20 protein-coding genes are annotated in these 22,738 nt (G+C 37.2%); 10 read left to right on the top strand and 10 right to left on the bottom strand.

Annotated elements, in window-relative coordinates:
* Nucleotides 1-159: 159 nt before the first annotated feature.
* Complete coding sequence (locus ACP3T3_RS17510; protein ID WP_426477054.1) at nucleotides 160-987, top strand: endonuclease/exonuclease/phosphatase family protein; 828 nt, start codon at nucleotides 160-162, stop codon at nucleotides 985-987.
* 3 nt (nucleotides 988-990) lie between these two features.
* On the opposite strand, the gene ACP3T3_RS17515 is transcribed toward ACP3T3_RS17510, so the two are convergent.
* A complete protein-coding gene (locus ACP3T3_RS17515; protein ID WP_426477055.1) occupies nucleotides 991-1,677 on the bottom strand; it encodes a response regulator transcription factor in 687 nt (228 codons plus the stop codon).
* A complete protein-coding gene (locus tag ACP3T3_RS17520; RefSeq protein WP_426477056.1) occupies nucleotides 1,667-2,989 on the bottom strand; it encodes a sensor histidine kinase in 1,323 nt (440 codons plus the stop codon). Before ACP3T3_RS17520 ends, ACP3T3_RS17515 begins: the two co-directional genes overlap by 11 nt.
* Nucleotides 2,990-3,234: 245 nt before the next feature.
* Between ACP3T3_RS17520 and ACP3T3_RS17525 the strand changes: the two genes are divergently transcribed.
* A complete protein-coding gene (locus tag ACP3T3_RS17525; protein WP_426477057.1) occupies nucleotides 3,235-5,604 on the top strand; it encodes an outer membrane beta-barrel protein in 2,370 nt (789 codons plus the stop codon).
* 106 nt (nucleotides 5,605-5,710) lie between these two features.
* The gene (locus ACP3T3_RS17530) at nucleotides 5,711-7,576 is read left to right on the top strand and encodes a M1 family metallopeptidase (RefSeq protein ID WP_426477058.1); all 1,866 of its coding nucleotides are present in this window, start codon (nucleotides 5,711-5,713) and stop codon (nucleotides 7,574-7,576) included.
* Between the two features lie 35 nt (nucleotides 7,577-7,611).
* Here the strand turns inward: ACP3T3_RS17530 and ACP3T3_RS17535 are convergent, their stop codons facing one another.
* The 8 genes from ACP3T3_RS17535 to clpB form a co-directional block, all read right to left on the bottom strand.
* A complete protein-coding gene (locus ACP3T3_RS17535) occupies nucleotides 7,612-9,000 on the bottom strand; it encodes a phosphatase PAP2 family protein (RefSeq protein WP_426477059.1) in 1,389 nt (462 codons plus the stop codon).
* A 235-nt stretch (nucleotides 9,001-9,235) separates the two neighbouring features.
* A complete protein-coding gene (locus tag ACP3T3_RS17540) occupies nucleotides 9,236-10,240 on the bottom strand; it encodes a zinc metalloprotease (protein ID WP_426477060.1) in 1,005 nt (334 codons plus the stop codon).
* A 249-nt stretch (nucleotides 10,241-10,489) separates the two neighbouring features.
* Nucleotides 10,490-11,131 (bottom strand): response regulator transcription factor, encoded by a 642-nt coding sequence (locus ACP3T3_RS17545; protein ID WP_426477061.1) that lies wholly within the window; start codon nucleotides 11,129-11,131, stop codon nucleotides 10,490-10,492.
* On the bottom strand, nucleotides 11,128-11,859 hold the full coding sequence (locus ACP3T3_RS17550) for a sensor histidine kinase (protein ID WP_426477062.1): 732 nt from the start codon (nucleotides 11,857-11,859) through the stop codon (nucleotides 11,128-11,130). Before ACP3T3_RS17550 ends, ACP3T3_RS17545 begins: the two co-directional genes overlap by 4 nt.
* Nucleotides 11,860-11,891: 32 nt before the next feature.
* The gene (locus tag ACP3T3_RS17555) at nucleotides 11,892-12,536 is read right to left on the bottom strand and encodes a hypothetical protein (RefSeq protein WP_426477063.1); all 645 of its coding nucleotides are present in this window, start codon (nucleotides 12,534-12,536) and stop codon (nucleotides 11,892-11,894) included.
* A gap of 28 nt (nucleotides 12,537-12,564) precedes the next feature.
* A complete protein-coding gene (locus tag ACP3T3_RS17560; protein ID WP_426477064.1) occupies nucleotides 12,565-13,107 on the bottom strand; it encodes a hypothetical protein in 543 nt (180 codons plus the stop codon).
* A 197-nt stretch (nucleotides 13,108-13,304) separates the two neighbouring features.
* Nucleotides 13,305-13,457 carry a hypothetical protein gene (locus tag ACP3T3_RS17565; protein WP_426477065.1) on the bottom strand — a complete coding sequence of 51 codons (153 nt, stop codon included), beginning with the start codon at nucleotides 13,455-13,457 and terminating at the stop codon, nucleotides 13,305-13,307.
* A 136-nt stretch (nucleotides 13,458-13,593) separates the two neighbouring features.
* Nucleotides 13,594-16,188, bottom strand: coding sequence for an ATP-dependent chaperone ClpB (gene clpB, locus ACP3T3_RS17570; protein WP_426477066.1), 2,595 nt, complete (start codon nucleotides 16,186-16,188; stop codon nucleotides 13,594-13,596).
* A 367-nt stretch (nucleotides 16,189-16,555) separates the two neighbouring features.
* Here clpB and ACP3T3_RS17575 point away from each other — a divergent pair, with 367 nt between their 5' ends.
* The 7 genes from ACP3T3_RS17575 (at nucleotide 16,556) to paaD (ending at nucleotide 22,611) form a co-directional block, all read left to right on the top strand.
* A complete protein-coding gene (locus tag ACP3T3_RS17575; protein WP_426477067.1) occupies nucleotides 16,556-17,134 on the top strand; it encodes a TetR/AcrR family transcriptional regulator in 579 nt (192 codons plus the stop codon).
* 241 nt (nucleotides 17,135-17,375) lie between these two features.
* Nucleotides 17,376-18,692, top strand: a complete 1,317-nt coding sequence (locus ACP3T3_RS17580; protein ID WP_426477068.1) for a phenylacetate--CoA ligase family protein — start codon at nucleotides 17,376-17,378, stop codon at nucleotides 18,690-18,692.
* On the top strand, nucleotides 18,692-19,777 hold the full coding sequence (locus ACP3T3_RS17585; protein ID WP_426477069.1) for a 2Fe-2S iron-sulfur cluster-binding protein: 1,086 nt from the start codon (nucleotides 18,692-18,694) through the stop codon (nucleotides 19,775-19,777). The genes ACP3T3_RS17580 and ACP3T3_RS17585 overlap by 1 nt, the downstream gene beginning before the upstream one ends.
* Nucleotides 19,778-19,892: 115 nt before the next feature.
* Nucleotides 19,893-20,831 carry a 1,2-phenylacetyl-CoA epoxidase subunit PaaA gene (gene paaA / locus ACP3T3_RS17590; protein ID WP_426477070.1) on the top strand — a complete coding sequence of 313 codons (939 nt, stop codon included), beginning with the start codon at nucleotides 19,893-19,895 and terminating at the stop codon, nucleotides 20,829-20,831.
* A 111-nt stretch (nucleotides 20,832-20,942) separates the two neighbouring features.
* Complete coding sequence (gene paaB, locus ACP3T3_RS17595) at nucleotides 20,943-21,224, top strand: 1,2-phenylacetyl-CoA epoxidase subunit PaaB (RefSeq protein WP_002981782.1); 282 nt, start codon at nucleotides 20,943-20,945, stop codon at nucleotides 21,222-21,224.
* Nucleotides 21,225-21,314: 90 nt separating this feature from the next.
* On the top strand, nucleotides 21,315-22,064 hold the full coding sequence (gene paaC / locus ACP3T3_RS17600; RefSeq protein WP_426477071.1) for a 1,2-phenylacetyl-CoA epoxidase subunit PaaC: 750 nt from the start codon (nucleotides 21,315-21,317) through the stop codon (nucleotides 22,062-22,064).
* Nucleotides 22,065-22,146: 82 nt separating this feature from the next.
* On the top strand, nucleotides 22,147-22,611 hold the full coding sequence (gene paaD, locus ACP3T3_RS17605) for a 1,2-phenylacetyl-CoA epoxidase subunit PaaD (protein ID WP_426477072.1): 465 nt from the start codon (nucleotides 22,147-22,149) through the stop codon (nucleotides 22,609-22,611).
* The last annotated feature ends 127 nt before the right edge of the window (nucleotides 22,612-22,738 follow it).

The raw sequence follows: 22,738 nt of genomic DNA on the forward strand, positions 1-22,738 counted from the left end.
TTTAAAAAACTTGAAACGCAGCCAATTCTGGTATCCGAATTTCAGGAGTATTTTATATCTATAGAATAAGAAAAAGATAATTTAACAATATAATCACATCAATAAAGCTTTTCTGTCGCGGAGAAGTTTTATTTTTGTCTCTTACTGATAAAATAACATATGAATTTCAGATTTTCAATGGTGTTTCTGATGCTTTTTGCATTGGGATTTTCACAGGACCTTACCGTAATGAGTTTTAATATCAGGCTGAATGTAGAGTCGGATAAAGACAATGCCTGGCCAAACAGAAAGCAGGATGTTGCCGATTTGCTTACCTATTACCATCCTGATTATTTCGGAGTGCAGGAAGCGCTTCCGGAACAGATGAAAGATATTAAAACAGGATTAAAGAACTATGATTATATTGGAGTAGGAAGAGATGACGGCAAAGAAAAAGGAGAGTTTTCTGCTATTTTTTATGATACAAATAAACTTGAAGTGGTAAAATCGGGGACGTTCTGGTTGTCCGAAACTCCCGAGAAACCTTCAAAAGGCTGGGATGCAGCATTGAACAGAATCTGTACCTATGCCCTATTCAAAGATAAAAAATCGAAGAAAGAATTTCTGGCGATGAATCTTCATTTCGATCATGTAGGAAATGTAGCAAGAGTAAAATCTTCCGAACTGATCCTGAAAAAAATCAAAGAACTGAATCCGAAAAACCTTCCGGTAACGCTGAGCGGAGATTTTAACCTGACAGATGATTCAGAACCTATTAAAATTCTTTCCCAGAATATGAAAGATACTTTTTATCATTCCGAAACCAAACATTATGGTCCGGTAGGAACTTTCACAGGTTTCAACGTGAATGAAGTTCCGAAAGACAGGATTGATTATATTTTTACAAATGGCTTTAAGATCAGATCTCACCGACACATTAATGACAGAAGAGAAAATCTATTGTATCCGTCTGATCATTTTCCGGTGATTGTGAATCTTTCTCTATAAAAATCAGTTAGTTGGAAAATCAACTTCAAATCCAATTCCTCTCAGGGATTGGATTTTTATTTGAGGATCGCTGTGGAAATACTTACGAAGCCTGCTGATAAACACATCAAGACTTCTTCCGGTAAAATAATCATTGGTTTCCCAGAGATTATCCAGAATATTATCTCGTGTAATAATAGTACGATTATGCTTCAGAAGATACAGAAGAAGCTCCTGTTCCCGTATGGTCAGCCGGTTGTTTCCGTTAGGATGAGACAACAGAAGTTTGGTCGTGTTCAGTGAAAATTCTCCGATTTTTATTTGACTTTCCGCAACGGCAGGAAGCGTTCTCTTCAGAATGTTTTTAATTCGTAAAACAAGTTCTTCAGGATCGCAGGGTTTAGCAATATAATCGTCTGCACCTATTTTCAACCCGGTCAATCGGTCAATTTTTTGATTTTTGGCTGTTAAAAATAACAAAGGGAAATTATTTCTTTCCCTGATGATCATTTTCGCCAGCGAGAAACCATCTATATTAGGCATCATTACATCCAGAATTCCTATCTGAAAAGGAAAATCAGCCTGAAGCAATGGTACTACATCTTCAGGATTTTGAAACCAGCTGACTTCAAAATCTTCCAATTCAAGATACTGTTTCAGGATCATTCCGAAATCCGGATCATCTTCTGCCAGAAGGATTTTAGTTTTCATAAGGAATTGATATTTTAAAAGAACTGCCCGTATTGAGTTGGCTGGAAACCTCTATTTTGCCGCTATAATTGGCAATGATTTTCTTCACGAAATAAAGCCCCAGTCCAAGCCCTTTGCTGTTATGAATATTGTTATTCTGTATTCGGTAGAATTTTTCAAAAATGTTGTTGAGCTCTTTCGTTTCCATGCCCTGACCATTATCAGAAACTTCGATTTCCAATTGTTGAGAACTGTTTTGGATATTTATTTTCACAGCAGAAGCTCCATATTTTACGCTGTTTTCACAAAGGTTTTTAATGACCGTTTCCATCAGATTTTTATCAAAAGGAAGCTTTTGTGAAACTGAATTTTCAAGGTTAAAATCAATGTTTGGATGAGTAACCGAGAGATCTTGTATGAAAAAGCTCCAGTCCTCCGGCTGTATAGCGGTCATTTCATCCGGTATTTCATCCTTGTGAAGCTGAAACATCAGATTTTCAAGCCGGGAAATCTGCCTGTCAATAAGAGGAAGCGTTTCAGGATTCCATTCTTTTTTTAATGCTTTGGAAGCTATTTTTAAAGTAGCGATAGGCGTTTTAAACTCATGCGAAATGTTATCCACAATGGTGTGGAGAACTTCCACCTGCTTTTGCTGCCGGATCAGATTTCTAATCGTGAAAATATAAAGCAGAAGAACTCCGGAAAGAAGAATCACACAACAAATGATTAATAAAGTAAGCTCTTTGAAAACAATACTCTTTATATTTTTAATCTCAAAATCGGTCTGGGTTTTAACAAGAAAAGTATTTCTTTTTTCAACCTGCCCTTCATCCGAATCATCTCTTTTAGATGTTGAGGTTTCCCAGCTTCCATTACTTGCAATACGGGGATTTTTAATCTTATCCTGTGTTTGAAAAATGACAATAGGTTCAGTAATTACTTTTGCGCTGTCCGGAAGATGTATAATAGAAAGATATCGTATTCTTGCCGAAATTTCATAACCGTCTTGCTGGTAACGGCTCTCAATATAATGGATCAGTCTTTCTCTGGCAGATTTCCTGTTTTCTATGAAATAGTGAAGAAAATCCTTTTTGCTGATCTCCTTATTATGATACTTTATAATAATTTCATGAAGAGAATCATCTTTCATTTCTTTGACCTCCTGGATATCTTCAAGATTATCTGTATAATTGGTAAGCCCATCATTCACGGATCTGTAGATATCCCTTTCTTTTACCTGATAGGTTTTATACATAAAATATATCTGTATTCCCAGTAAAAGCAGGAACAGAGCGGCAAAAACCGAAATCAGAATTTTACTCTTGGCTATCATTGAAACAAAGATAGAACTTTAGCCATTTTACGGAAATCATTATTTTATCATTAACCTTCCGTTAACCAAAGTTTTGGACCTTTGAAAAAGTCTTTGCTCCGTCGATCCGGAACTGAAATTCTGGTGGTATAAAATACATTAACCCATCATTAACCATCTGTTAACCGAAATTCTCCTTTTCAATATAGAATTTTGTACCTGTAGAACAGAACATAGGTGTTGTTTGAAAGGATAAAAAAATAGCCATGTATAAAATTCTTTTTTGTCTGTGTTTTCCGGTTTTGATTTTTGCCCAGAAACAGAAACTAGGAGGAACAGTTGTGAACAGCGAAAACGAAAAGCTTTCATCCGTAAAGGTGGAAGTGTATAATGCTCACGATCAATTAATCAAAGAAGTAAAAACGGATGAGAAAGGGAATTTTATATTGGAGGGTATTTCAGAGCAGAATGTAAAACTGGTTGTTAAAAATCAGGGATATTCTTTATTTGAGAAAAAACTGGATTTGAATGAACCTGAACCATTGAATATCGTTCTTAGAAAGGAATCAAAGGAAATAGAGGGAATCATAATGACGAAACGCAATCCTTTGGTGAAAAGAAAAGTTGACCGGCTGGAATTTAATGTGGAAAACAGTAACATTTCTTCACTCAATGCCTGGGAGATCCTAAAGAATACACCAAGCGTCATTGTCAATAATAGTGTATTGAGCGTAAAGGGAAGCACCCGAATTCTGGTGACTATTAATGATAAAAAAGTAATGCTGACAGGGGATGAGCTTAAAAATCTTCTTGAAAATACCCAGGGAGATGAGGTGAAATCAGTGGAAGTAATTACCAATCCGCCTGCAAAATACGAAGCCTCTGGAAGCGCTGTACTGAATATCGTTCTGAAAAAGAATAAAATTGAAGGTTACCGCGGAATTCTCTCATCCAAATATGTGCAGACACAATATGCGAAAGGCGTTTTTGGGCTTTCCCAATATTATAAAAAAGATAAACTTTCCGTTATGGGAAGCTATTATAGAGGGCTCGGAACGTACTACCGGGAAGGAACAGACTATGTAAACTATCCGGAAAGCCAAACCCGATGGGTAAGTACGATGAACAGGAAGGATAAAAACAATAACCAGAATACCCTGAATTTTAATGCGGAATATGAATTGGACAGTTTGACCAATGTAAGCCTCAACTACTCAGGGTATTTTTCTCCAAAATCCTTCGGAGTCTACAATGTCCCTACGCTGATCTATAATCAGCAGGATATAGTAGAATCTGATTATATCACCATCAATGATCATCGGTCACGTTCCACCAACAATGCTGTGAGTTTTCAGATAGACCGGAAGCTGAATAAAAAAAGCAGCCTTTCATGGATCAACTATTTTACAGGAAATAATGCCAATAAATATCAGAATGTAATCACATACCTGAATTTTGCAGGCCAGCCTCCTAAAGAAGATAATTTTCTTACCCAGAATAAAGCAGATGTTCAGCTATATTCTACGCAATTCGATTATCAGTGGAAAGGGGATAAACTGGAGCTGGAATCCGGAGCAAAATATAGTTTTGTAAAGACAAGCAGTACACTTGATTTTTCTGATAACGAAAATGGAACTCTGCAATACAGACCTGAAAAAAGCAGTATTTTTGATTATAAAGAACACAATTTTGCCCTGTATTCTTCCTTAGCCTACAATATCGGGAAATGGAGTTTCAAAGGAGGACTCCGTGCAGAAATGACAGATCTTGAAGGAGTAGTTTCCGAACCTTATGAATTGAATAAAAGCAATTATTGGAAATTTTTCCCCACTTTTTATGCACAATATACCACAGAAAATAAACAGGAATTTGGTTTTTCTTATGGAAAAAGAATCAGCAGGCCTTCCTATTCATGGCTGAATCCTGCAAAATCGTATTATAATCTCTTTTCATATTATCAGGGAGATCCAAAATTAAAAGCGACAATCGCCCATAACCTCAATCTTACCTATTCCTGGAGAGACTGGAATCTGGATGTATACTATAGGAAAGAAATATATCCGTCCATGGAAATCTCCTATCAGGAACCGAGTACCAACAGCCTGATCTATTATTTTACCAATATTGAAAAAGGAGAAGCCTTTGGATTAAGCTTATATAAAAGTTTCCAGGTGAAACCCTGGTGGAATATTATCCTGTCCGAAAACCTTGAACACAACGAAAATTACTTCAAGGGAAACGATAGGTTGTTATATAAAAACCAGGTTTGGAACTGGGTTTCCAATATTTCCACAAGCTTTACGCTGGATAAAAACAGCGATTGGAAAATGGAAATGGGACACCGCTACTACTCTCCGGGGATACAGGGAACTTTCAGGATTTCTTCTCTCTGGTCAGCCTACTTCGTAATGAACAGAAAATTCTTTAATAAAAAGCTGGATGCAAGTCTTGTTTTCAGCGATATTTTCAGAACCACAGGTCAGAAAGTGAGTACAAAATATGCGAATCAGGATAACTATTTTCTTGATTATACGGACACTCAGGGAGTATCATTTTTATTGAAATTCAACTTTGGAAACCAGTCTGTGAAAAATGCAAAAACAATTAAGAAGACAGCCGAACAGGATAGATTGTAGAATATTTTAATACAAAAGTTAATTACTGTAAAACATTATTGCAAAAGAATGATCGTCTGATGGCACATTTTCATTAATTTTGATGCCTATCTTTAAATAGATCGATATGAAGAAAATTTTTTCCGTAATGCTGATCGCAGTTTCTTTACTGCAATTATCTGCACAGGAATTGTATATGCCGAGGAACATCAAAAAAGCATATGAAAGAGGAACCCGTGACAGCTCCGGTGCACCCGGTAAAAATTACTGGCAGAACAAAGGAGTATATAATGTAGAGGTGAAAGTGGATGCCGGCACCAAAGTGGTTTCCGGAAAAGAAACGATTGTCTATACCAATAATAGCCCGGATAGCCTGAACGAACTGGCCATACGATTTGTAAATAACCTTCACAAGCCGCAGTCACCAAGATCTGGGTTTGTATCTAAGGATTTTCTGTCCTCAGGGCTTAAAATTAAATCTTTCATCGTAAATGGTGAAAAATATGATATCAACAGTGACGACTGGAGTACTGTTGAAAAAGTGAAATTGAAATCAGCTTTAAAGCCTAAATCAAAAGCTGACGTAAAAATAGAGTGGGAGTATCCGCTCTCAGTACAGAGTGGAAGAGAAGGGCAGATTGACCCGGAGACCTTCTACGTAGCCTATTCCTTTCCAAGAATTTCCGTGTATGATGATTACAATGGCTGGGATATGCTTCCGCATTCAGACAGGCAGGAGTTTTATAATGACTTCAATGACTACAGCTTTGCGATCACCGCACCAAAAAATTATGTAGTTTGGGCAACAGGAGATTTTCTGAACCCGGAAGCTGCACTTCAGCCGGAATATTTAAAAAGATATAAAGCTTCATTAAAGAGCGATAAAGTAATGCGTATTGCTACAGAACAGGAAATGAAGTCGGGGAAAGTAACCAGGCAGAATAAATGGAATGTATGGAAATTTAAAGCCAGCCACATCACCGATTTCTGTTTTGCAATGAGCAGCCATTATGTGTGGGATGCCGCAAGTGTTCAGTTAAAATCCAAAAGAGCGAGCGTTCAGGCAGGATATAAAAACGGTGCGAAAGATTTTGAACATTATGTAGACTGGATGCGCTATAACCTGGATTGGTTTTCGAAAAACTGGCCCGGAGTAGAATATCCTTACAACGTAATGACGGCTATTCAGGGATATGCAGACATGGAATATCCAATGATGATCAATGATACCAGTATTCCTGCTGACCTTCAGGATGCAAGGCTGACGGCAGATCATGAAATTGCCCATACCTATTTCCCTTTTTACATGGGAATCAATGAGACCAGATACGCATTTATGGATGAAGGCTGGGCTACCACGCTGGAATATCTTATAGGAATTGATGAAAACGGAGAAGCTGCCGCTAAAGAATTTTATAAAAATTTCCGTGTTAAAAGATGGATCAATGACCCGTCTTCAGAGCAGGATCAGCCGGTGATCACAATGAGTACCCAGGTGAGCGGCGCCGGATACGGAAATAATTCTTATGTAAAAGCCTCTTTGTCTTATCTGGCTCTGAAAGATTATCTGGGTGATGAACTGTTCAAAAAAGCATTACATCATTATATGAATAACTGGAACGGAAAACATCCGGTGCCATGGGATTATTTCAATTCGATGAGTACGGGTGCGGGAAAAAATCTGAACTGGTTTTTCCAGAATTGGTTTTATACCAATAATTATATTGATTTAAAAGTAACAGGAGCATCCCAGATGAATGATATGCTAACTGTAAACGTTTCAAATGTAGGTGGTTTTGCCATTCCGTTTGATGCAATATTGTCTTATGAAGATGGTGCTACAGAAAAACTGCATTTCTCACCCTCCATTTGGGAAAAAGATCAGAAGATGACTGATCTGGTAATTCCTATCAAGAAGAAAGTAAAATCTGTACAGCTGGATGGAGATATCTTTATGGACTATACTCCGGAAGATAACCGCAAAAACCTATAAAGTAAAAGCCTTCAAAATCTGAAGGCTTTTGTATTTTAAAAATAGGCAGTTAATCTTAAGCCTAATGTAATATAATTGATTTTTTCTTTGGCTGTCAGGTTGTTAAGCTCCTGATCCAGTTCTGCACTTTCCTTAATCTCATTGCTGAAGTGATACCGGATTGTAGAGTTGATCTTATTGTAATCTGCATAAAAGGTAAGGCCCAGCCCCGGATTGAATTTATAGGTCATGGAAGCTCCTGTGTTCCAGCGGAAAGCGGGTTTCGGCTTGTATGTGGCTATCTGAAGTTCGTTGTCAGGAGCATTAATATCATTTCCCTTTACAAATACTTTTCCACTTGCAGTTGCAGCATATCCTCCTGTTAGTTTTAAAGTAAGCTGCCATTTATCAGATAATTCATGAGAAAAATATGGGCCGATGCCTGCAGCAAGAAAACCCATAGACTGTGTTTTAATTTCATGATCACCAAAATCCTGTCCGTCATCAAAGGTTATTCTTTGAGATTTAATAGGAAAGCTGCTGAAAGCTATATCTGCTCCTACGCCCCATTTTTTTGAAAAGAAATAAGCCCCTTCCAGTCCGCCCTCAAAACCGGTTTGTTTTTTTTCATCCAGCTCTGATTCTTTCAGGAAGTTCGTTGTACCAAATGCAGTACCCATTTTCAGAGACAGAAAAGATGGGTAATCGTTTCCCTGTATTCTGGATAAGAGACTTAAATTATCTCCTTTGTTTTTATAAATTTTATCAATAAAGAAATATCCGAGCTCTGTTGATATAATCCCGATCCCGGCACCGGCAAGAATATCCGGAACCCAATGTCTGTTATTTAAATTTCGTCCAAGGCCTGTAAGGGTGGCAGCCCCATATCCTGCAATACTATAGGCAGGGTTTACTAAACCATATTCTTTGTGTAGAAAAGTAGCGTTGGTAAAAGCCATTGCAGCATGTCCTGATGGGAAAGAATTGTTTTTGGATCCATCCGGCCGTTCAACTTTTGCTGTATATTTAATAGAATTGACTAAAATTGCCATAATAGCTAAACTGGTACCATAAGATAAGGTTGCTCTTCCTATATTATTCCGGCCTTTTACCCCTGCGAGTTTTAATCCGTAAACAGCCGCCGCAGGAGCATACTGCAGATAATCATCATATTTGACCTTGAAGTTGGGAAGATAACGGTTTCTAACCTCACGGATATTCTCTTTTTCTCCCCATGTTGCAGCAGCAGCCGTAAAAAGGAGGGCGGGCGCTACGGATTTTTTAACCCATTCTTTTTGAAAAAACGGAGTTTTCTCCTGGAACATATAACCCGAAGAATTGATTAATGCGAGATCCTCACTAAGATTTCTGGATTGAATCGTATCCTGTGCTTTAATACAGTATAAATGCAATAGTATTCCTGATGCTAATGCTATTTTTTTCATCGTTGTGCTGTTGAATTTTTAAGTCGTGTAAAAGTATTAAAAAAATCTATCCCAGCTTCTGAGACAGATTTTTTTTTTAATGTTTTTTAATACTCTAACTGAAATTGTTGATTATTTAAATCCAGCTCTTGCATTGTTATCTTTATTTTAATGCTTTATAAAGATTAAATTGGCTGGATCAAAAAAAATCTATCTCAAATTTGAGATAGATTATAGATATTAAAAAGATTTTATTTTAGTAAACTCTTAATCCTGATCTGGCACCAGAGGATGCTACTACAGACTGGATTCTTGTTTTTTGTCCGGCAGAGAACATAAACATGGCTGCATCATCTACATAATCCATGTAGTTCATAAACATTACAGATCTTTGGACACCGGTACAGGTATTGTATAATGGGTAGGAAGGTTTACCATAATTTGCTGTAGTTTGTGTAGGAGTATCGCTTACCTGGTCATTTCCACAATTAGCATCTCCCCAGATGTGTCTTAAGTTTAAGTAATGGCCCACTTCATGTGTTGCTGTTCTTCCAAGGTTAAAAGGGGAAGAAGCTCCAGTTTTTCCGAAATACGGAGCACCAATTACAACACCATCATTCCATAATCCTGCAGATTCAGGGAAAGTAGCATATCCAAGAATAGTACGGCCCTGGCTGGTCATTTTACCTACAACCCAGATATTTAAATAATTGGTAGGATTAGTTGCATCAATTCCTCCTTTGGATGCTTTTTTCATGTCATCATTAGTTGCCCAGCTTGTTTTTGAAGTGGATTTTCTAACGGTATTTACCAGTCTGAATTTTACTTTTATATCGCCGGAGCTTACTGTTTGGAACTCAGCCGGGATTTTGCTGGCATCACTGTTAGTAGCTGAATAGTCAGCATTCAAAACATCAATTTGTTCAGCAATTCTTGCGTCAGAAACATTTTCAGCTGTAGTTTTGTAAACAACATTCACAACAACAGGGATCTCCACAGTGCCATCAGCAAGAACTTTTCCAAATTTCAGATCATTGGCAAATTTCTCTGTATTGGTTTCTAATGCAGCAAACCTTTGCTGAAGTTCAGGACTTTTTTTCAATGCCTCCTGTCTGATTTCCTCAGAAGCACAGCCTCTTTGAGCGAAACCTGCGGCAGTTACCGTTTCGTCAGTTGCATTTTCGTTTTGATTGGAGATGCTGTCATTGTTACATGCAGCCATTACACTGAGCATAAAAGCTCCAAATAATAGTTTTTTCATATCAAAATTCATTTAGGTTGAGGATGTGAAATTATATTATTTGAAATTAATATGCAAATATTTTTTCAATTTCTTTACGAAAGTGTTAAAAATTAAACAGTTTAATTACTTATTGTTTAATGTTATCCAATATGTTTTGAATTTTAGCTAATTTTAAAAAATATAATGAAGTGTTTTTATTTTTTATTTGTTTTATGTGAATATTTTTCGTTTAAATTTATTTTTTAAAGAATTTTTTAATCGAAAGCCTTAGTTTGCAAAACCGTTTTTAATAGCAAAAACAGCCAGCCCTACACGGGTTTTCAGATCCAGCTTTTCACAAAGCTGGTCACGATAACTTTCTACTGTTCTTGGGCTGCAGCACATTCTGTCTGCAATTTCCTTATAGCTGAGTTCAGTTACCGTATATTTCAGGAACTCTTTTTCCCGGTCAGAAATCTTTATTGCAATTTCAGATTCTGTTTCTTTATTAAGGTTGGAGAAAATGATTTTGGATGCCCAGTCCGGATAGAAGAAACCATCACTATTCAGCCGGGTAAGTGCCGTTTCCAGGTCTCTCGGATGGGTGTTCTTTAGGAGATAGCCTTTTGCTCCGCTCTTGATCATCTTAATCACACTGTTATCATCTCCCTGCATGCTGAGGGCCATGATTTTAATATCGGGATAATTTTTCGTAAGCCAGCCTGCAGTTTCAAAACCATCCATAATCGGCATGCTGATATCAAGCAGAATAATATCCGGAATTGTATTGCCCTCTTCAAATTTTTCGATGAGGTCTTTGCCGTTTTCACAGACATAAATCACTTCAAATTCATTGAAATTACCGATAATGCCTTCCAGGGCTTTGGCGATGAGTATATGGTCGTCAACAATTACAATAGTTTTTTTCATGACTGTTTTCTTAAAATAATATTAAGTTGGGTCCCCGCATTTTTCTGGCTTTCCATACGAAAGTTAGCTCCTATGATTTCAGCTCTGTTTTTCATATTGGTAAGACCTATTTCATTGGATTTGATGTCTGAAGTATCAAACCCGATTCCGTCATCACGGATATCAAGTTCCCAAAGGATATCTTCAGACGTATTCAGGGTGATAAAAATATTTTTACAGCGGGAATGTTTTATGCTGTTCTGAATAAACTCCTGAGTGATTCTGAGCAGCATATTTTTATGAACAAAACCTAAATCCAGCTGTTTAAAATTGTGCTCAAAGCTTACATGACATTTCTTAAAAGAATTGGTGTTGTCTACTTCTTCCTGTATCAAAGTTACAATTTCCTTCTGGTTGATATTATCATCCGTTAATGTCTTTGACAGGCTCCGGAGATCCTGCAAGGATTGATTGATAATCTGGGAAACCTGATCAATTCTTTCACTGGCTTCGGGTACTTTATTTTCATAAAGCATCTGCTGTACATAGAGGCTCACCAGGGTAAGTTTCTGGCCAATATTATCATGCAGCTCACGGCCAATCTGCTGCATAGTGGCCTGTTGAATCTCCAGCTGGGTAGCCAGAAGCTCTCGCTGATGAAGTTCATTTTTCATCTCAATCTCATTCAGATATTCTTTTTTGCGCTGTCTGTAACTTCGAATATAGACTAAAACTGCCGTTACAAACATTACAAAGAGTATGTTAAATAGAATGATAACTATTAAGAGTTCTGTTTCCCCCATATAAATGAACTTGCAAATAAGATATACATCACTGATACTGAGATCAGAAAATAACTAAAATATATATCCCATATTTCCTTGTATTTTACCAGAAGTGATAAAAATGCCATGAAAGGTAATGTTCCTATATATGATAGTGTAATCCCAAGATTAATATAAAACATTTTGTTTTTATTGAAATTGAGAATCTCTTGTGAAGTAATTTGTTTGTAATACTCCATTATTACCAAAAGCATCAAAATAAGGCAGCCAAAAGTATAGTTGAATGCAAATACAATTTTACTTTTGGAAAAATATAATTCATTGGGAATAAATGAAAGCAGATATAGAATTGATAATATCCAAAATAATTTGGGCTTTCCTAAAGATTTTGCAGCATATAACCAGTAAAAGAATATGAATTGTATTGGCATTAAAAGGTAGTTATAGTACTGAGCTTTGGTAAAATGAATAAAACTTCCCCATTTGCCATAAGCTTCCCCAAGAAAAATAAATACCAGATAAAGCACAAAAAGTTTCCAATGTTGTTCTTTTAAGCGGTTATAATGGAAAAGTGCTATGACTGCAGTAAGTCCTTCAGCCCAAAGCAGACTTTTTTGTGCAAATTCCTGGAACTCTGTCATACAGTGTTAAGTATAATATATATTACTATTAAAAAGACTCACCAAAAGGAGCCTTTGGTGGAATAAGTACTCCATTGTTTTCTCCAAGGCTGGTATCATCATCTTCTCCCATCCCTTTAGCAGACATGTTGACGCCGGGTGCATTTAAAGCTAAAGATTTTCCTTCAGCACTTTGAAAAGGGTTAAAATCATAATCAATAAGCTCGCCTGTTTCGTTGGCTTTTTTCAAAGTCGGTACCATCACTAAAGTATGTCTTCCTGCATATTCCGTTGGAACAGGGTGGGAGTCCATAATCGACCAGTTTTCTTGTTTCGGATAAGTAGCATAATAAAATCTGATTCCCAGATCATCTCCGGTAGCGGCAGGATTCACTTTTGCAGCCTCTTCTTCGATTTTTGCAATGAAATTTTTCAATTTCGGAAGGTCAAACCAGATGGAATGAGCGTCTTGTATTCCCAAAGCCGTATTAATAGCATTGAGGTGATTTTGACGGTAATTGTCGATCAGAGCCTGGATAAGACTGTTTGACATTGTTCCAGGTTGTAGTGGATTGTTTGATTCTGTATTCATAGCTTAGTGTTTTGCAGATAAAACTCAATTAGTATGCAAATCTCGGAAAAAATATGGTAGAAAATATATTCTTGAATAGGGAATTACACTGTTATTTTTACCGTGTTTTTACGGATTGCATGTACCGCAGAAACTTATACTAGCATGATTGCGAATTTATTCTATAAAAAACGGAGAAAGTAATTTCTCCGTTTTCTTTAAATACATGGATATTTTCTCCAGTCTCTGCAAATATATCCTGCTGTACAGCAAAGATTGATAGGGCAGTTCATATTTTCATCACACATAATAATGGGAGTGATAAGCCCGCCATTGATTCTCTTTAAATCTTTTCTTTTTAACTTTTTCATACTGAATTTGTTTTAGTTATTAGTTTAGTAAATATAATAATATTTCACATGATAAGGATAATTTGTAAAAAATAAGTGCTGCAGATCATTCTACAGCACTTATTCACACAAATAATGTATATGAAAAAAAACTATTTTATTGTTCGGTAGGTCTGAAAACCAGCCCAGTTTCTACAAAATAATCCAGGGTAATTCTGTCTCCATCATTTACTTTTCCTGCAAGAATCTCTTTTGACAGTTTATTTAATACTTCCTGTTGGATAACCCTTTTTAATGGTCGTGCTCCAAAAGCCGGATCATAGCCTTTATCCATCAGATAATCTACAGCATCCTGAGTGAAGGTCATAATGATGTTTCTTTTAGATAACATTTCATTGAAACCTCTCAACTGATATTGAACGATTTTTCCGATTTCTTTTTTTCTTAAAGGCTGGAACAGTACAATTTCATCAATTCTGTTCAGGAATTCCGGACGTAAAGTCTGTTTCAGAAGATCAAAAACCTCTTCTTTTGTTTTATCCACAATTTCATCCTGGTTTTCCTCGGTAAGGTTTTCAAAATTCTCCTGAATAAGGTGTGAACCTAAATTCGAAGTCATAATAATGATTGAATTCTTGAAATTAACCACTCTTCCTTTATTATCTGTCAGACGTCCGTCATCCAAAACCTGAAGCAAAGTATTGAAAACATCCGGATGCGCCTTTTCAATCTCATCCAAAAGTACTACGGAATAAGGTCTTCTTCTTACCGCTTCAGTCAGTTGTCCTCCCTCATCATATCCTACATATCCCGGAGGCGCTCCTACCAATCTGGAAACGCTGTGACGTTCCTGATATTCACTCATATCAATTCTGGTCATGTTGTTTTCATCATCGAATAAGAATTCTGCCAGTGCTTTTGCCAGCTCGGTTTTACCTACCCCTGTTGTTCCAAGGAATAAGAAGGATCCGATAGGTTTTTTATCATCACTCAACCCGGCTCTGTTTCTTCTGATGGCATCAGCAACCGCCTGGATAGCTTCATCCTGTCCTACCACTCTGTGGTGCAGTTCAGTTTCCAGGTTTAATAATTTTTCTCTTTCCGACTGTAATAACTTGGTCACAGGAATACCTGTCCATTTACCAATTACTTCAGAGATGTTTTCTGCCGTAACCTCTTCTTTGATCAGTTCATTCTGATGATTCTGCATCTCAAGCTCCATTTTGCTGAGATCTTCTTCCTTTTCACGAAGTTTTCCATATTGGATTTCCGCTACCTTTGCATAATCTCCGGCTCTGGAAGCCCTTTCTGCTTCTAATTTCAGAGATTCAATATCTTTTTTGATCTGGGTAAGATCTTCACTTTTTTGTTTTTCTTTCAGCCATTTAGCATTGATCTCGTTTCTCTGTTCGGATATTTTGGCAATATCTTCTTTAAGATGATCAATTTTTGTCTGATTACCTTCTCTTGAAATAGCAGCTAACTCAATCTCCAGCTGCATCAGTCTTCTGTCCAGAACATCCAGCTCTTCCGGCTTGGAATTGATTTCCATTCTCAGTTTTGCAGAAGCTTCATCAATAAGGTCAATAGCTTTGTCCGGTAAAAAACGGTCTGAAATATATCTTTGAGACATTTCCACCGCCGCAATAATTGCCTCATCTTTGATTCTTACTTTATGGTGAGCCTCGTATTTATCTTTAATACCACGAAGGATAGAAATTGCAGATTCAGTATCCGGCTCTTCCACCATCACTTTCTGGAAACGTCTTTCCAACGCTTTGTCTTTTTCAAAATATTTTTGATATTCGTTCAGCGTAGTAGCTCCGATAGCTCTTAGTTCTCCTCTTGCCAAAGCTGGCTTTAAGATATTGGCCGCATCCATGGCTCCTTCGCCACCACCGGCTCCTACTAAAGTGTGGATCTCATCGATAAAAAGAATAATCTGCCCATCAGACTTGATGACTTCATTCACTACAGATTTTAAACGCTCTTCAAATTCACCTTTATATTTTGCTCCGGCGATCAAAGCTCCCATGTCTAATGAGAACAATGTTTTATCCATCAGGTTTTCAGGAACGTCACCGCTGATAATTCTGTGGGCAATTCCCTCAGCAATCGCAGTTTTACCTACACCGGGCTCACCAATGAGAATCGGGTTGTTTTTGGTTCTTCGGGAAAGGATCTGCAGAACCCTTCTGATTTCTTCATCACGGCCGATGACAGGATCCAGTTTTCCTTCCGCTGCCAGTTCGTTGAAGTTTTTAGCATATTTGTTTAAGGACTGATAGGTTTCCTCTGAGCTTGCAGAAGTGGCTTTGCTTCCTTTTCTTAATTCTTTGATAGCGCCTTCCAGCAGATTTTTGGTAACACCCATATCTTTCAGCATTTTGGATACTTCAGAAGTGGTTTCCAAAAGAGACAGCCATAAGTGTTCAATCGTTACATATTCATCACCCATTTTCTTAGCAATATTGGGTGCGTCCAGCAATACTTTGTTGGCAGATTGTGAAAGATAAATGTTTCCTCCCTGTACTTTAGGCAGTTTTTCTAAATTTTCACGGTTACGTTCTCTCACTAAAGCAGCATCTGCTTCAGATTTCTTTAGCAGGAAAGGTGAAATATTTTCATCTACCTGAAAAATTCCTTCAAGGAGATGTTGAGGCTCAATACTTTGGTTGCCCAGTTCCATAGCAACCTGTTGAGCTGCCTGGATGGCTTCCTGTGATTTTACAGTATATTGGTTTAAGTTCATATTTGTATATTTTTGGTAATGATTCGTTTAAAAGCTTAGTTTAAAAAAAACACCAAGAAACCAAATTTTAAGGCTCAGTTTCTTAATGCCATCAATTATTTAATCATTTAATCGATGACTGTATCACAAAAACTGTTCAATTATTAAATTTACAAAAAAAATGGACAAATTTTCCGGATATTGTATTTTTAACGGAAATTTAACTTGACAAAATTTCCGATTTCGCAATTGTTCCTTTAAAATCTATGAACATATAGTCACATCAAAATAAAAATGATGAAGCTAAAGATAACATAAAGCATCTTTTCTTTTTATGATCAAAAAACGAGTGGTTTAATTCAGAATAATTACTTTTGCATTTTACCAGATGGAATTAAAAGAAAAACAGAGAAAAATATTAAACGTAGCAGTAGAACTTTTCAAAGAGAAAGGGTATATGGGGAGTTCTGTAAGAGACCTGGCTACAAAACTTAATATCAAGGCAGCTTCACTGTATGCGCATATCCGTTCAAAGGAAGAAATTCTGGAATGGATTTGTTTTGGCATTGCTCAGGAGTTTTTCGATAAGCTTCAGGAAGTAAAAAATACAGATATTGCTCCGAGAGAAAAGCTGAATTTATTATTGGATAAACACTTATCTGTGGTTCTTAAAAACCGGGATGTTACCCACATTTATTCCAATGAATGGAAGCATCTTGAAGAAAAGCTTCCCGAATTTGTGAAATTAAGAAAGAACTATCAGCAGGAAGTTGAACAGCTTATTTCTGAGATCTACGAAGCTGAACATTGGGAGCTGAAATCACCATCATTTACTACAAGATTTATCCTTCATACTTTAAACAATTCCTATTTCTGGTTCAAAAGAAGCAGTGATTCTACGGATGAAATTACCGAAGAAATAAGAGAAAAGATTCTTTTCGGCTTACTGGGAAATCAAAATAAATAAACAGTTCTTTTCATTCTGACGAAGGAAGAATCTCGTGACAGATTGTTAGAATTTTAAAAGATTCTTCTCTACACTTCTGGACTACACTCGCAGACTTGCAGTCTGTGCTCAGAATGACATTGGGAATAATTTTAACTATCTTCCTTATTTAGAATCATTCAAAATATGACAAAAGTCATAAAAATTTTGTCAACTGGCAAAATCTTTTTAAATTTACACCTAACAAATGTTAGTTAGTTTTATGGATTTTTCAGTTGAATATCTGGAGTTGGGTCAGTTGAGACAGCTTCAATCCGGCCGGTTGATCAGCCTGATCAGCTATTTGGGGGAGAAGTCGGAATTTTATAAAAAGAAATTTGATGAATTGCAAATATCTCCACAGGATATAAGGTCGATTGAAGATATCACGAAACTTCCTATTACTTACAAGCAGGATTTAAGAGATAACTATCCGTTCGGGTTATTTACCGTTCCTAAAAATGAGCTTCAGCGTATCCACTGCTCAAGCGGAACTACGGGAAAACCAACGGTAGTAGGCTATACCAAAGAAGATGTAGACCTTTTCAGTGAAGTGGTGGCAAGATCTTTACATGCCGCAGGAGCAAGACCGGGAATGCAGCTGCATAATGCTTATGGCTACGGAATTTTTACAGGAGGTTTAGGACTTCATTATGGGGCTGAAAAACTGGGAATGAGTGTTCTTCCTATTTCCGGAGGGATGACGGCAAGACAGGTAGACCTGATTGTGGATTTTAAACCGGAAGTGATTTGCTGCTCTCCTTCATACGCTTTAACGATTGCTGATGAATTTGCAAAAAGAGGAATATCAGCAGAGGAGATCAGCCTTAAATATGCAGTATTAGGTTCAGAACCATGGACGGAGATTATAAGAGGTCACATTGAAGAAAGATTAGGTGTTCATGCAACCAATATCTATGGATTGAGTGAAATTATCGGTCCGGGAGTTTCCATGGAGGATTTTGAAGAGAAAGGTGGAGCTTATATCTGGGAAGATCATTTCTATCCTGAGATTTTAGATCCGGTAACCAAACAGCCGGTGCCTTTTGGAGAAGAAGGAGTATTGGTGATCACAACCTTAACAAAAAAAGCAATGCCGCTTTTACGGTATTGGACGAATGATATCACCAGTCTTTACTACGATAAAAATGCCAGAAGAACAATGGTGAAAATGAAACCCATTGTCGGAAGAGCAGATGATATGCTGATTGTAAGAGGAGTGAATGTATACCCAAGTCAGATTGAAGATGCTTTTTCTTATGTAAAAGGAGTGGTTCCGAACTACTATCTGACACCTGTAGAGAAAGAGCATATGTGTATTGCTTTGGATATTGATGTCGAAATAGACGATGAACTGGTAAAGTCTCAGAAAATAGAAGCCCATACCGATGATTATTTTAATTTTGTCGGCAGCTTCGGAAAAAATATAGAAAACGAAATAAAAAAGAGGGTAGGAATTACTACGAAAGTAAAAGTTCATGCCCAGGACAGTTTGCCGAAGTGCGAAGGTGGAAAAATTAATAGAATACTAAAAAAATAATGAATTCATTTTATAAACTTAAAACAGTTAAAGTTCAGAAAGATACTTCCGAAGCAGTGAATGTAGCGGTGGAAATCCCTGAAGAACTGAAAGATAAGTTCAGGTTCAAACAAGGACAGTATCTGAATTTCCGAATGATGATCAACGGAAATGAAGAAAGACGTTCTTACTCTATCTGCAACGCTCCAAGTGAAAAAAGCAATACGCTGGAAGTATTGGTGAAATTGCTTGAAGGCGGAAAAGTATCAGGTTATTTCAATGAACATCTTCATATGGATGAGGTATTGGAGGTAATGCCTCCGATGGGTGGCTTTAATACTTCTTATCACCCAAGCAATGTAAAAACTTATGTTGGTCTGGCTGCAGGAAGCGGAATTTCTCCTGTTTTATCCAATATCAAAGAAAGTCTTTATCAGGAGCCGAATTCAAATGCTTATTTATTCTACAGCAACAGAAGCATGAATCATGTGATGAAGAAAGCTGAAATCGATAAGCTGGTAGAATCTTTTAACGGCAGATTGAAAGTTGTTTATTTAGTAAGCCGGGAGAAACACGAAGACCCGATTTTTGAAGGAAGAATTTCATCAGAAAAATTAGAGCAGCTGTTTGAAAGATATACAGATATTGATGTAAAAGAGGCTACTTATTTCATTTGCGGACCCGCAGAAATGATCAAGGGAATTGCAGACTATCTGAAAAAAGATAAGAAAGTACCCGCTATTCAAGTGTTATTTGAGTATTTCACCGCTCCGGATGAAGAAAATACAGAGGAAATGAGTGATGAATTCAAGGCGATTGCCAATATTGAAAGTATGGTAACGGTCATCATTGATGATGATGAATATTCGTTCCACCTTAATTCTAAAAAAGAGAGTATCTTAGATAAAGCTTTGAAAGATCAGCTTCCGGTTCCTTTCGCATGTAAAGGAGGCGTTTGCTGTACGTGTAAGGCGCAGGTTCTGGAAGGAGAGGTTTTCATGGAGAAAAACTATGCACTTACCGAAGAAGAAGTAGCCCGAGGCTTCGTTCTTACCTGCCAATGTCACCCTACAACGAATGTGGTGATGCTTAATTATGATGTTTAAGACAATTTGAAAATGAGAAAATGTGCTAATTTGAAAATGTCATTATCGTGTTTAAATTTCCAAATTGCCTAATTCTCAAATTTCCAAATTATTTAATTTTCAAATTCAAAAAAAGATGGACTTAGAAAAATTTGTACAATACGTACATGACGAAAATAAAGTAGAACCAAAAGATGTAATGCCGGATGATTACAGAAAACTCCTGGTTCGTCAGATTTCACAGCACGCCCATTCTGAAATTGTAGGAATGCTGCCGGAAGCCAACTGGATTTCCAGAGCTCCTTCATTGAGAAGAAAAATGGCTCTTTTAGCAAAAGTTCAGGATGAGGCGGGTCACGGTTTATACCTTTATTCTGCCACTGAGACGTTAGGAAACGGAACTGTCAGAGCAGACAGAGACGCTACTTATGATGATATGCTGGAAGGAAAAGCAAAATATTCAAGTATTTTCAACTATCCTACTTTGAGTTGGGCTGACATCGGTGCCATCGGCTGGCTGGTAGACGGTGCTGCAATTATGAACCAGGTAATGCTGATGGGGAATTCTTACGGCCCCTATTCAAGAGCTATGGTGAAGATCTGTAAAGAAGAATCTTTCCACCAAAGACAAGGCTATGAGATCCTGATGGCATTGTGCCGCGGTACAAAACAGCAGAAAGAAATGGCCCAGGCTTCATTAAACCGTTTCTGGTGGCCGGCTCTGATGATGTTCGGACCAAACGACGATAGTTCACCAAACTCTAAAATCTCTATGAACTACAGAGTAAAAAGAGAAAGTAACGACAGTCTTCGCCAGAGATTTATTGATGTTACTGTTTCCCAGGCTGAATTCTTAGGACTAACGATTCCGGATAAAGACCTGAAATGGAATGAGGAAAGACAGCATTATGATTTCGGAGAACTTCCCTGGGATGAATTCATGGAAATTTTAAAAGGAAACGGTCCTTGTAATAAAAAGCGTATCGAAACAAAACGAAAAGCGCAAAGAGAAAACTCTTGGGTAAAAGAAGCAGCGATAGCTTTTGCCGAAAAACAACAAAAAGAAGTAATATAATAATGTAACAATATACCAATGTAAAAATGTAACAATCATTGTCATGCTGAGCTTGCCGAAGCATCTCATTGGTAAACTGGGACATTGATACATTGCTAAATTAATTTGACTATGGCAAATTTAGATATGTGGGAAGTGTTTATTCAGACTAAACCGGGATTATCTCACAAACACGTTGGAATTGTACAGGCACCAACAGCAGAAATGGCTTTGCAGAATGCAAGAGACGTTTATACAAGAAGAAAAGAAGGAACTTCTGTTTGGGTAGTCCCAAGTAAATATATTGTGACTTCAGAAGGGGTGGATAAAGAAGCTTTCTTCGATCCGGCTGATGATAAACTATACCGTCACCCAACTTTCTACGAGATTCCTAACGACGTAAAAAATATGTAATTAATAAAGACTTCAAGATGTGAGATCTCAGATGCCAGACTTTTTTGTCAATCTGAAATCTAGTGTCTGAAATCTGAAATCTACTAAACAATGAACCCATTATATAATTATTTATTAAAACTAGCAGACGACAGTTTCATTATGGGACAGCGTTTGTCTGCGTGGTGCGGTGAAGGTCCTTACTTAGAGGAAGATATTGCATTGACAAATATTGCGTTGGATGAACTGGGGCAGGCTAATAACTTCTACGTGTATGCCGCAAGAGTGATTGACAACGGGAAAAGTGAAGATGATATCGCATTTTTAAGATACGAACATGAATATGTGAATGCCCATTGGGTAGAACTTCCCAATGAAGATTATGCACAGACTATTCTTAAAGTATATGTATTGTCTGTCTATCAGAAACTGATGTATGAAGCATTGTCAAATTCTGCGAATGAAGAATTGGCTGCCATTGCTCAGAAATCATTAAAAGAAGTAAGATATCACTATACTCACGCTGCGTCATGGATGGAAATCTTTGCTCAGGGAACAGAAGAAAGCCGTGGACGTTTGGTAAAAGCTATTGAAAATATCTGGGAATATACGAAAGGCCTTTTTGCTAAAACAGAAGGTGAAGACGATCTTATTGCTTTGAATATCGTTCCGAATGCAGATGCTGTTTACGAAGAATTCATTGCCATTACGAAGAAAGATTTTGCAGATTTCGGGTTGGAATATCCATCAAATCCTTTTATGCAGCCCAAATCAAGAACGGGATATCATACCGAATATTTCGGATTTATTCTTTGTGAGCTTCAGTATATGCAGAGAGCATATCCGGGGTGTACGTGGTAGTTCAAATGTAATGATATAGCAGTTTAACAATGTAACAATTAATTGCTAGACTGTTAGATTGACAAATTGGTACATTTTAAAAATGAAAGATCCTTTAGAAATATTAGAATTAGTCCCCGATCCGGAAATTCCGGTAATCAATATCGTGGAATTGGGTATTGTAAGAGAAGCGAAAATTACCAGCGAAAATTCTTGTGAAGTAACAATTACGCCCACTTATTCTGCCTGTCCCGCTATGTTTACCATTGAGGAAGACATCATGAAAATCATGAAAGAAAACGGGTGGGATGCGAAAGTGGTCACTAAGATGTTTCCAATCTGGACAACAGACTGGTTAACGGATGAAGCAAGAGAAAAACTTCGTGTTTACGGAATTACACCTCCCGAAAAAGGAGCAGATGAACATCACATCGGGAAACCGAAAAAATGTCCGCGCTGCGGTTCCGAGCATACCAAGCAGATCAGCAGATTCGGGTCTACTCTTTGTAAGGCCTCTTATCAATGTTTAGACTGTCTGGAACCTTTTGATTATTTTAAATGTCACTAAGTAAATGTCACAGGATAACAATGAATCAGCGTAACAATTTGTTCAGCACTACATTATAATTGTTACATTTTTAGACTCGTAAATTGTTACATTATAACTAAATTAGTGAAATCATAAAAAATTAACT

Origin of the sequence: Chryseobacterium sp. CBSDS_008 (assembly GCF_049959325.1) — a bacterium.
Classification (GTDB): domain Bacteria; phylum Bacteroidota; class Bacteroidia; order Flavobacteriales; family Weeksellaceae; genus Chryseobacterium.

What these genes read in the sequence shown, in the direction of transcription:
- ACP3T3_RS17555 (WP_426477063.1), bottom strand. Translation starts at nt 12,536, where the DNA reads ATGACAGAGTTCCAGGAATTTGCACAAAAAAGTCTGCTTTGGGCTGAA.
- paaC (WP_426477071.1), top strand. Translation starts at nt 21,315, where the DNA reads ATGAACCCATTATATAATTATTTATTAAAACTAGCAGACGACAGTTTC.
- ACP3T3_RS17515 (WP_426477055.1), bottom strand. Translation starts at nt 1,677, where the DNA reads ATGAAAACTAAAATCCTTCTGGCAGAAGATGATCCGGATTTCGGAATG.
- clpB (WP_426477066.1), bottom strand. Translation starts at nt 16,188, where the DNA reads ATGAACTTAAACCAATATACTGTAAAATCACAGGAAGCCATCCAGGCA.
- ACP3T3_RS17535 (WP_426477059.1), bottom strand. Translation starts at nt 9,000, where the DNA reads ATGAAAAAAATAGCATTAGCATCAGGAATACTATTGCATTTATACTGT.
- ACP3T3_RS17565 (WP_426477065.1), bottom strand. Translation starts at nt 13,457, where the DNA reads ATGAAAAAGTTAAAAAGAAAAGATTTAAAGAGAATCAATGGCGGGCTT.
- ACP3T3_RS17585 (WP_426477069.1), top strand. Translation starts at nt 18,692, where the DNA reads ATGAATTCATTTTATAAACTTAAAACAGTTAAAGTTCAGAAAGATACT.
- ACP3T3_RS17510 (WP_426477054.1), top strand. Translation starts at nt 160, where the DNA reads ATGAATTTCAGATTTTCAATGGTGTTTCTGATGCTTTTTGCATTGGGA.
- ACP3T3_RS17560 (WP_426477064.1), bottom strand. Translation starts at nt 13,107, where the DNA reads ATGAATACAGAATCAAACAATCCACTACAACCTGGAACAATGTCAAAC.
- ACP3T3_RS17545 (WP_426477061.1), bottom strand. Translation starts at nt 11,131, where the DNA reads ATGAAAAAAACTATTGTAATTGTTGACGACCATATACTCATCGCCAAA.
- ACP3T3_RS17550 (WP_426477062.1), bottom strand. Translation starts at nt 11,859, where the DNA reads ATGTTTGTAACGGCAGTTTTAGTCTATATTCGAAGTTACAGACAGCGC.
- ACP3T3_RS17530 (WP_426477058.1), top strand. Translation starts at nt 5,711, where the DNA reads ATGAAGAAAATTTTTTCCGTAATGCTGATCGCAGTTTCTTTACTGCAA.
- paaB (WP_002981782.1), top strand. Translation starts at nt 20,943, where the DNA reads ATGGCAAATTTAGATATGTGGGAAGTGTTTATTCAGACTAAACCGGGA.
- paaD (WP_426477072.1), top strand. Translation starts at nt 22,147, where the DNA reads ATGAAAGATCCTTTAGAAATATTAGAATTAGTCCCCGATCCGGAAATT.
- ACP3T3_RS17540 (WP_426477060.1), bottom strand. Translation starts at nt 10,240, where the DNA reads ATGAAAAAACTATTATTTGGAGCTTTTATGCTCAGTGTAATGGCTGCA.
- ACP3T3_RS17575 (WP_426477067.1), top strand. Translation starts at nt 16,556, where the DNA reads ATGGAATTAAAAGAAAAACAGAGAAAAATATTAAACGTAGCAGTAGAA.
- ACP3T3_RS17525 (WP_426477057.1), top strand. Translation starts at nt 3,235, where the DNA reads ATGTATAAAATTCTTTTTTGTCTGTGTTTTCCGGTTTTGATTTTTGCC.
- paaA (WP_426477070.1), top strand. Translation starts at nt 19,893, where the DNA reads ATGGACTTAGAAAAATTTGTACAATACGTACATGACGAAAATAAAGTA.
- ACP3T3_RS17580 (WP_426477068.1), top strand. Translation starts at nt 17,376, where the DNA reads ATGGATTTTTCAGTTGAATATCTGGAGTTGGGTCAGTTGAGACAGCTT.
- ACP3T3_RS17520 (WP_426477056.1), bottom strand. Translation starts at nt 2,989, where the DNA reads ATGATAGCCAAGAGTAAAATTCTGATTTCGGTTTTTGCCGCTCTGTTC.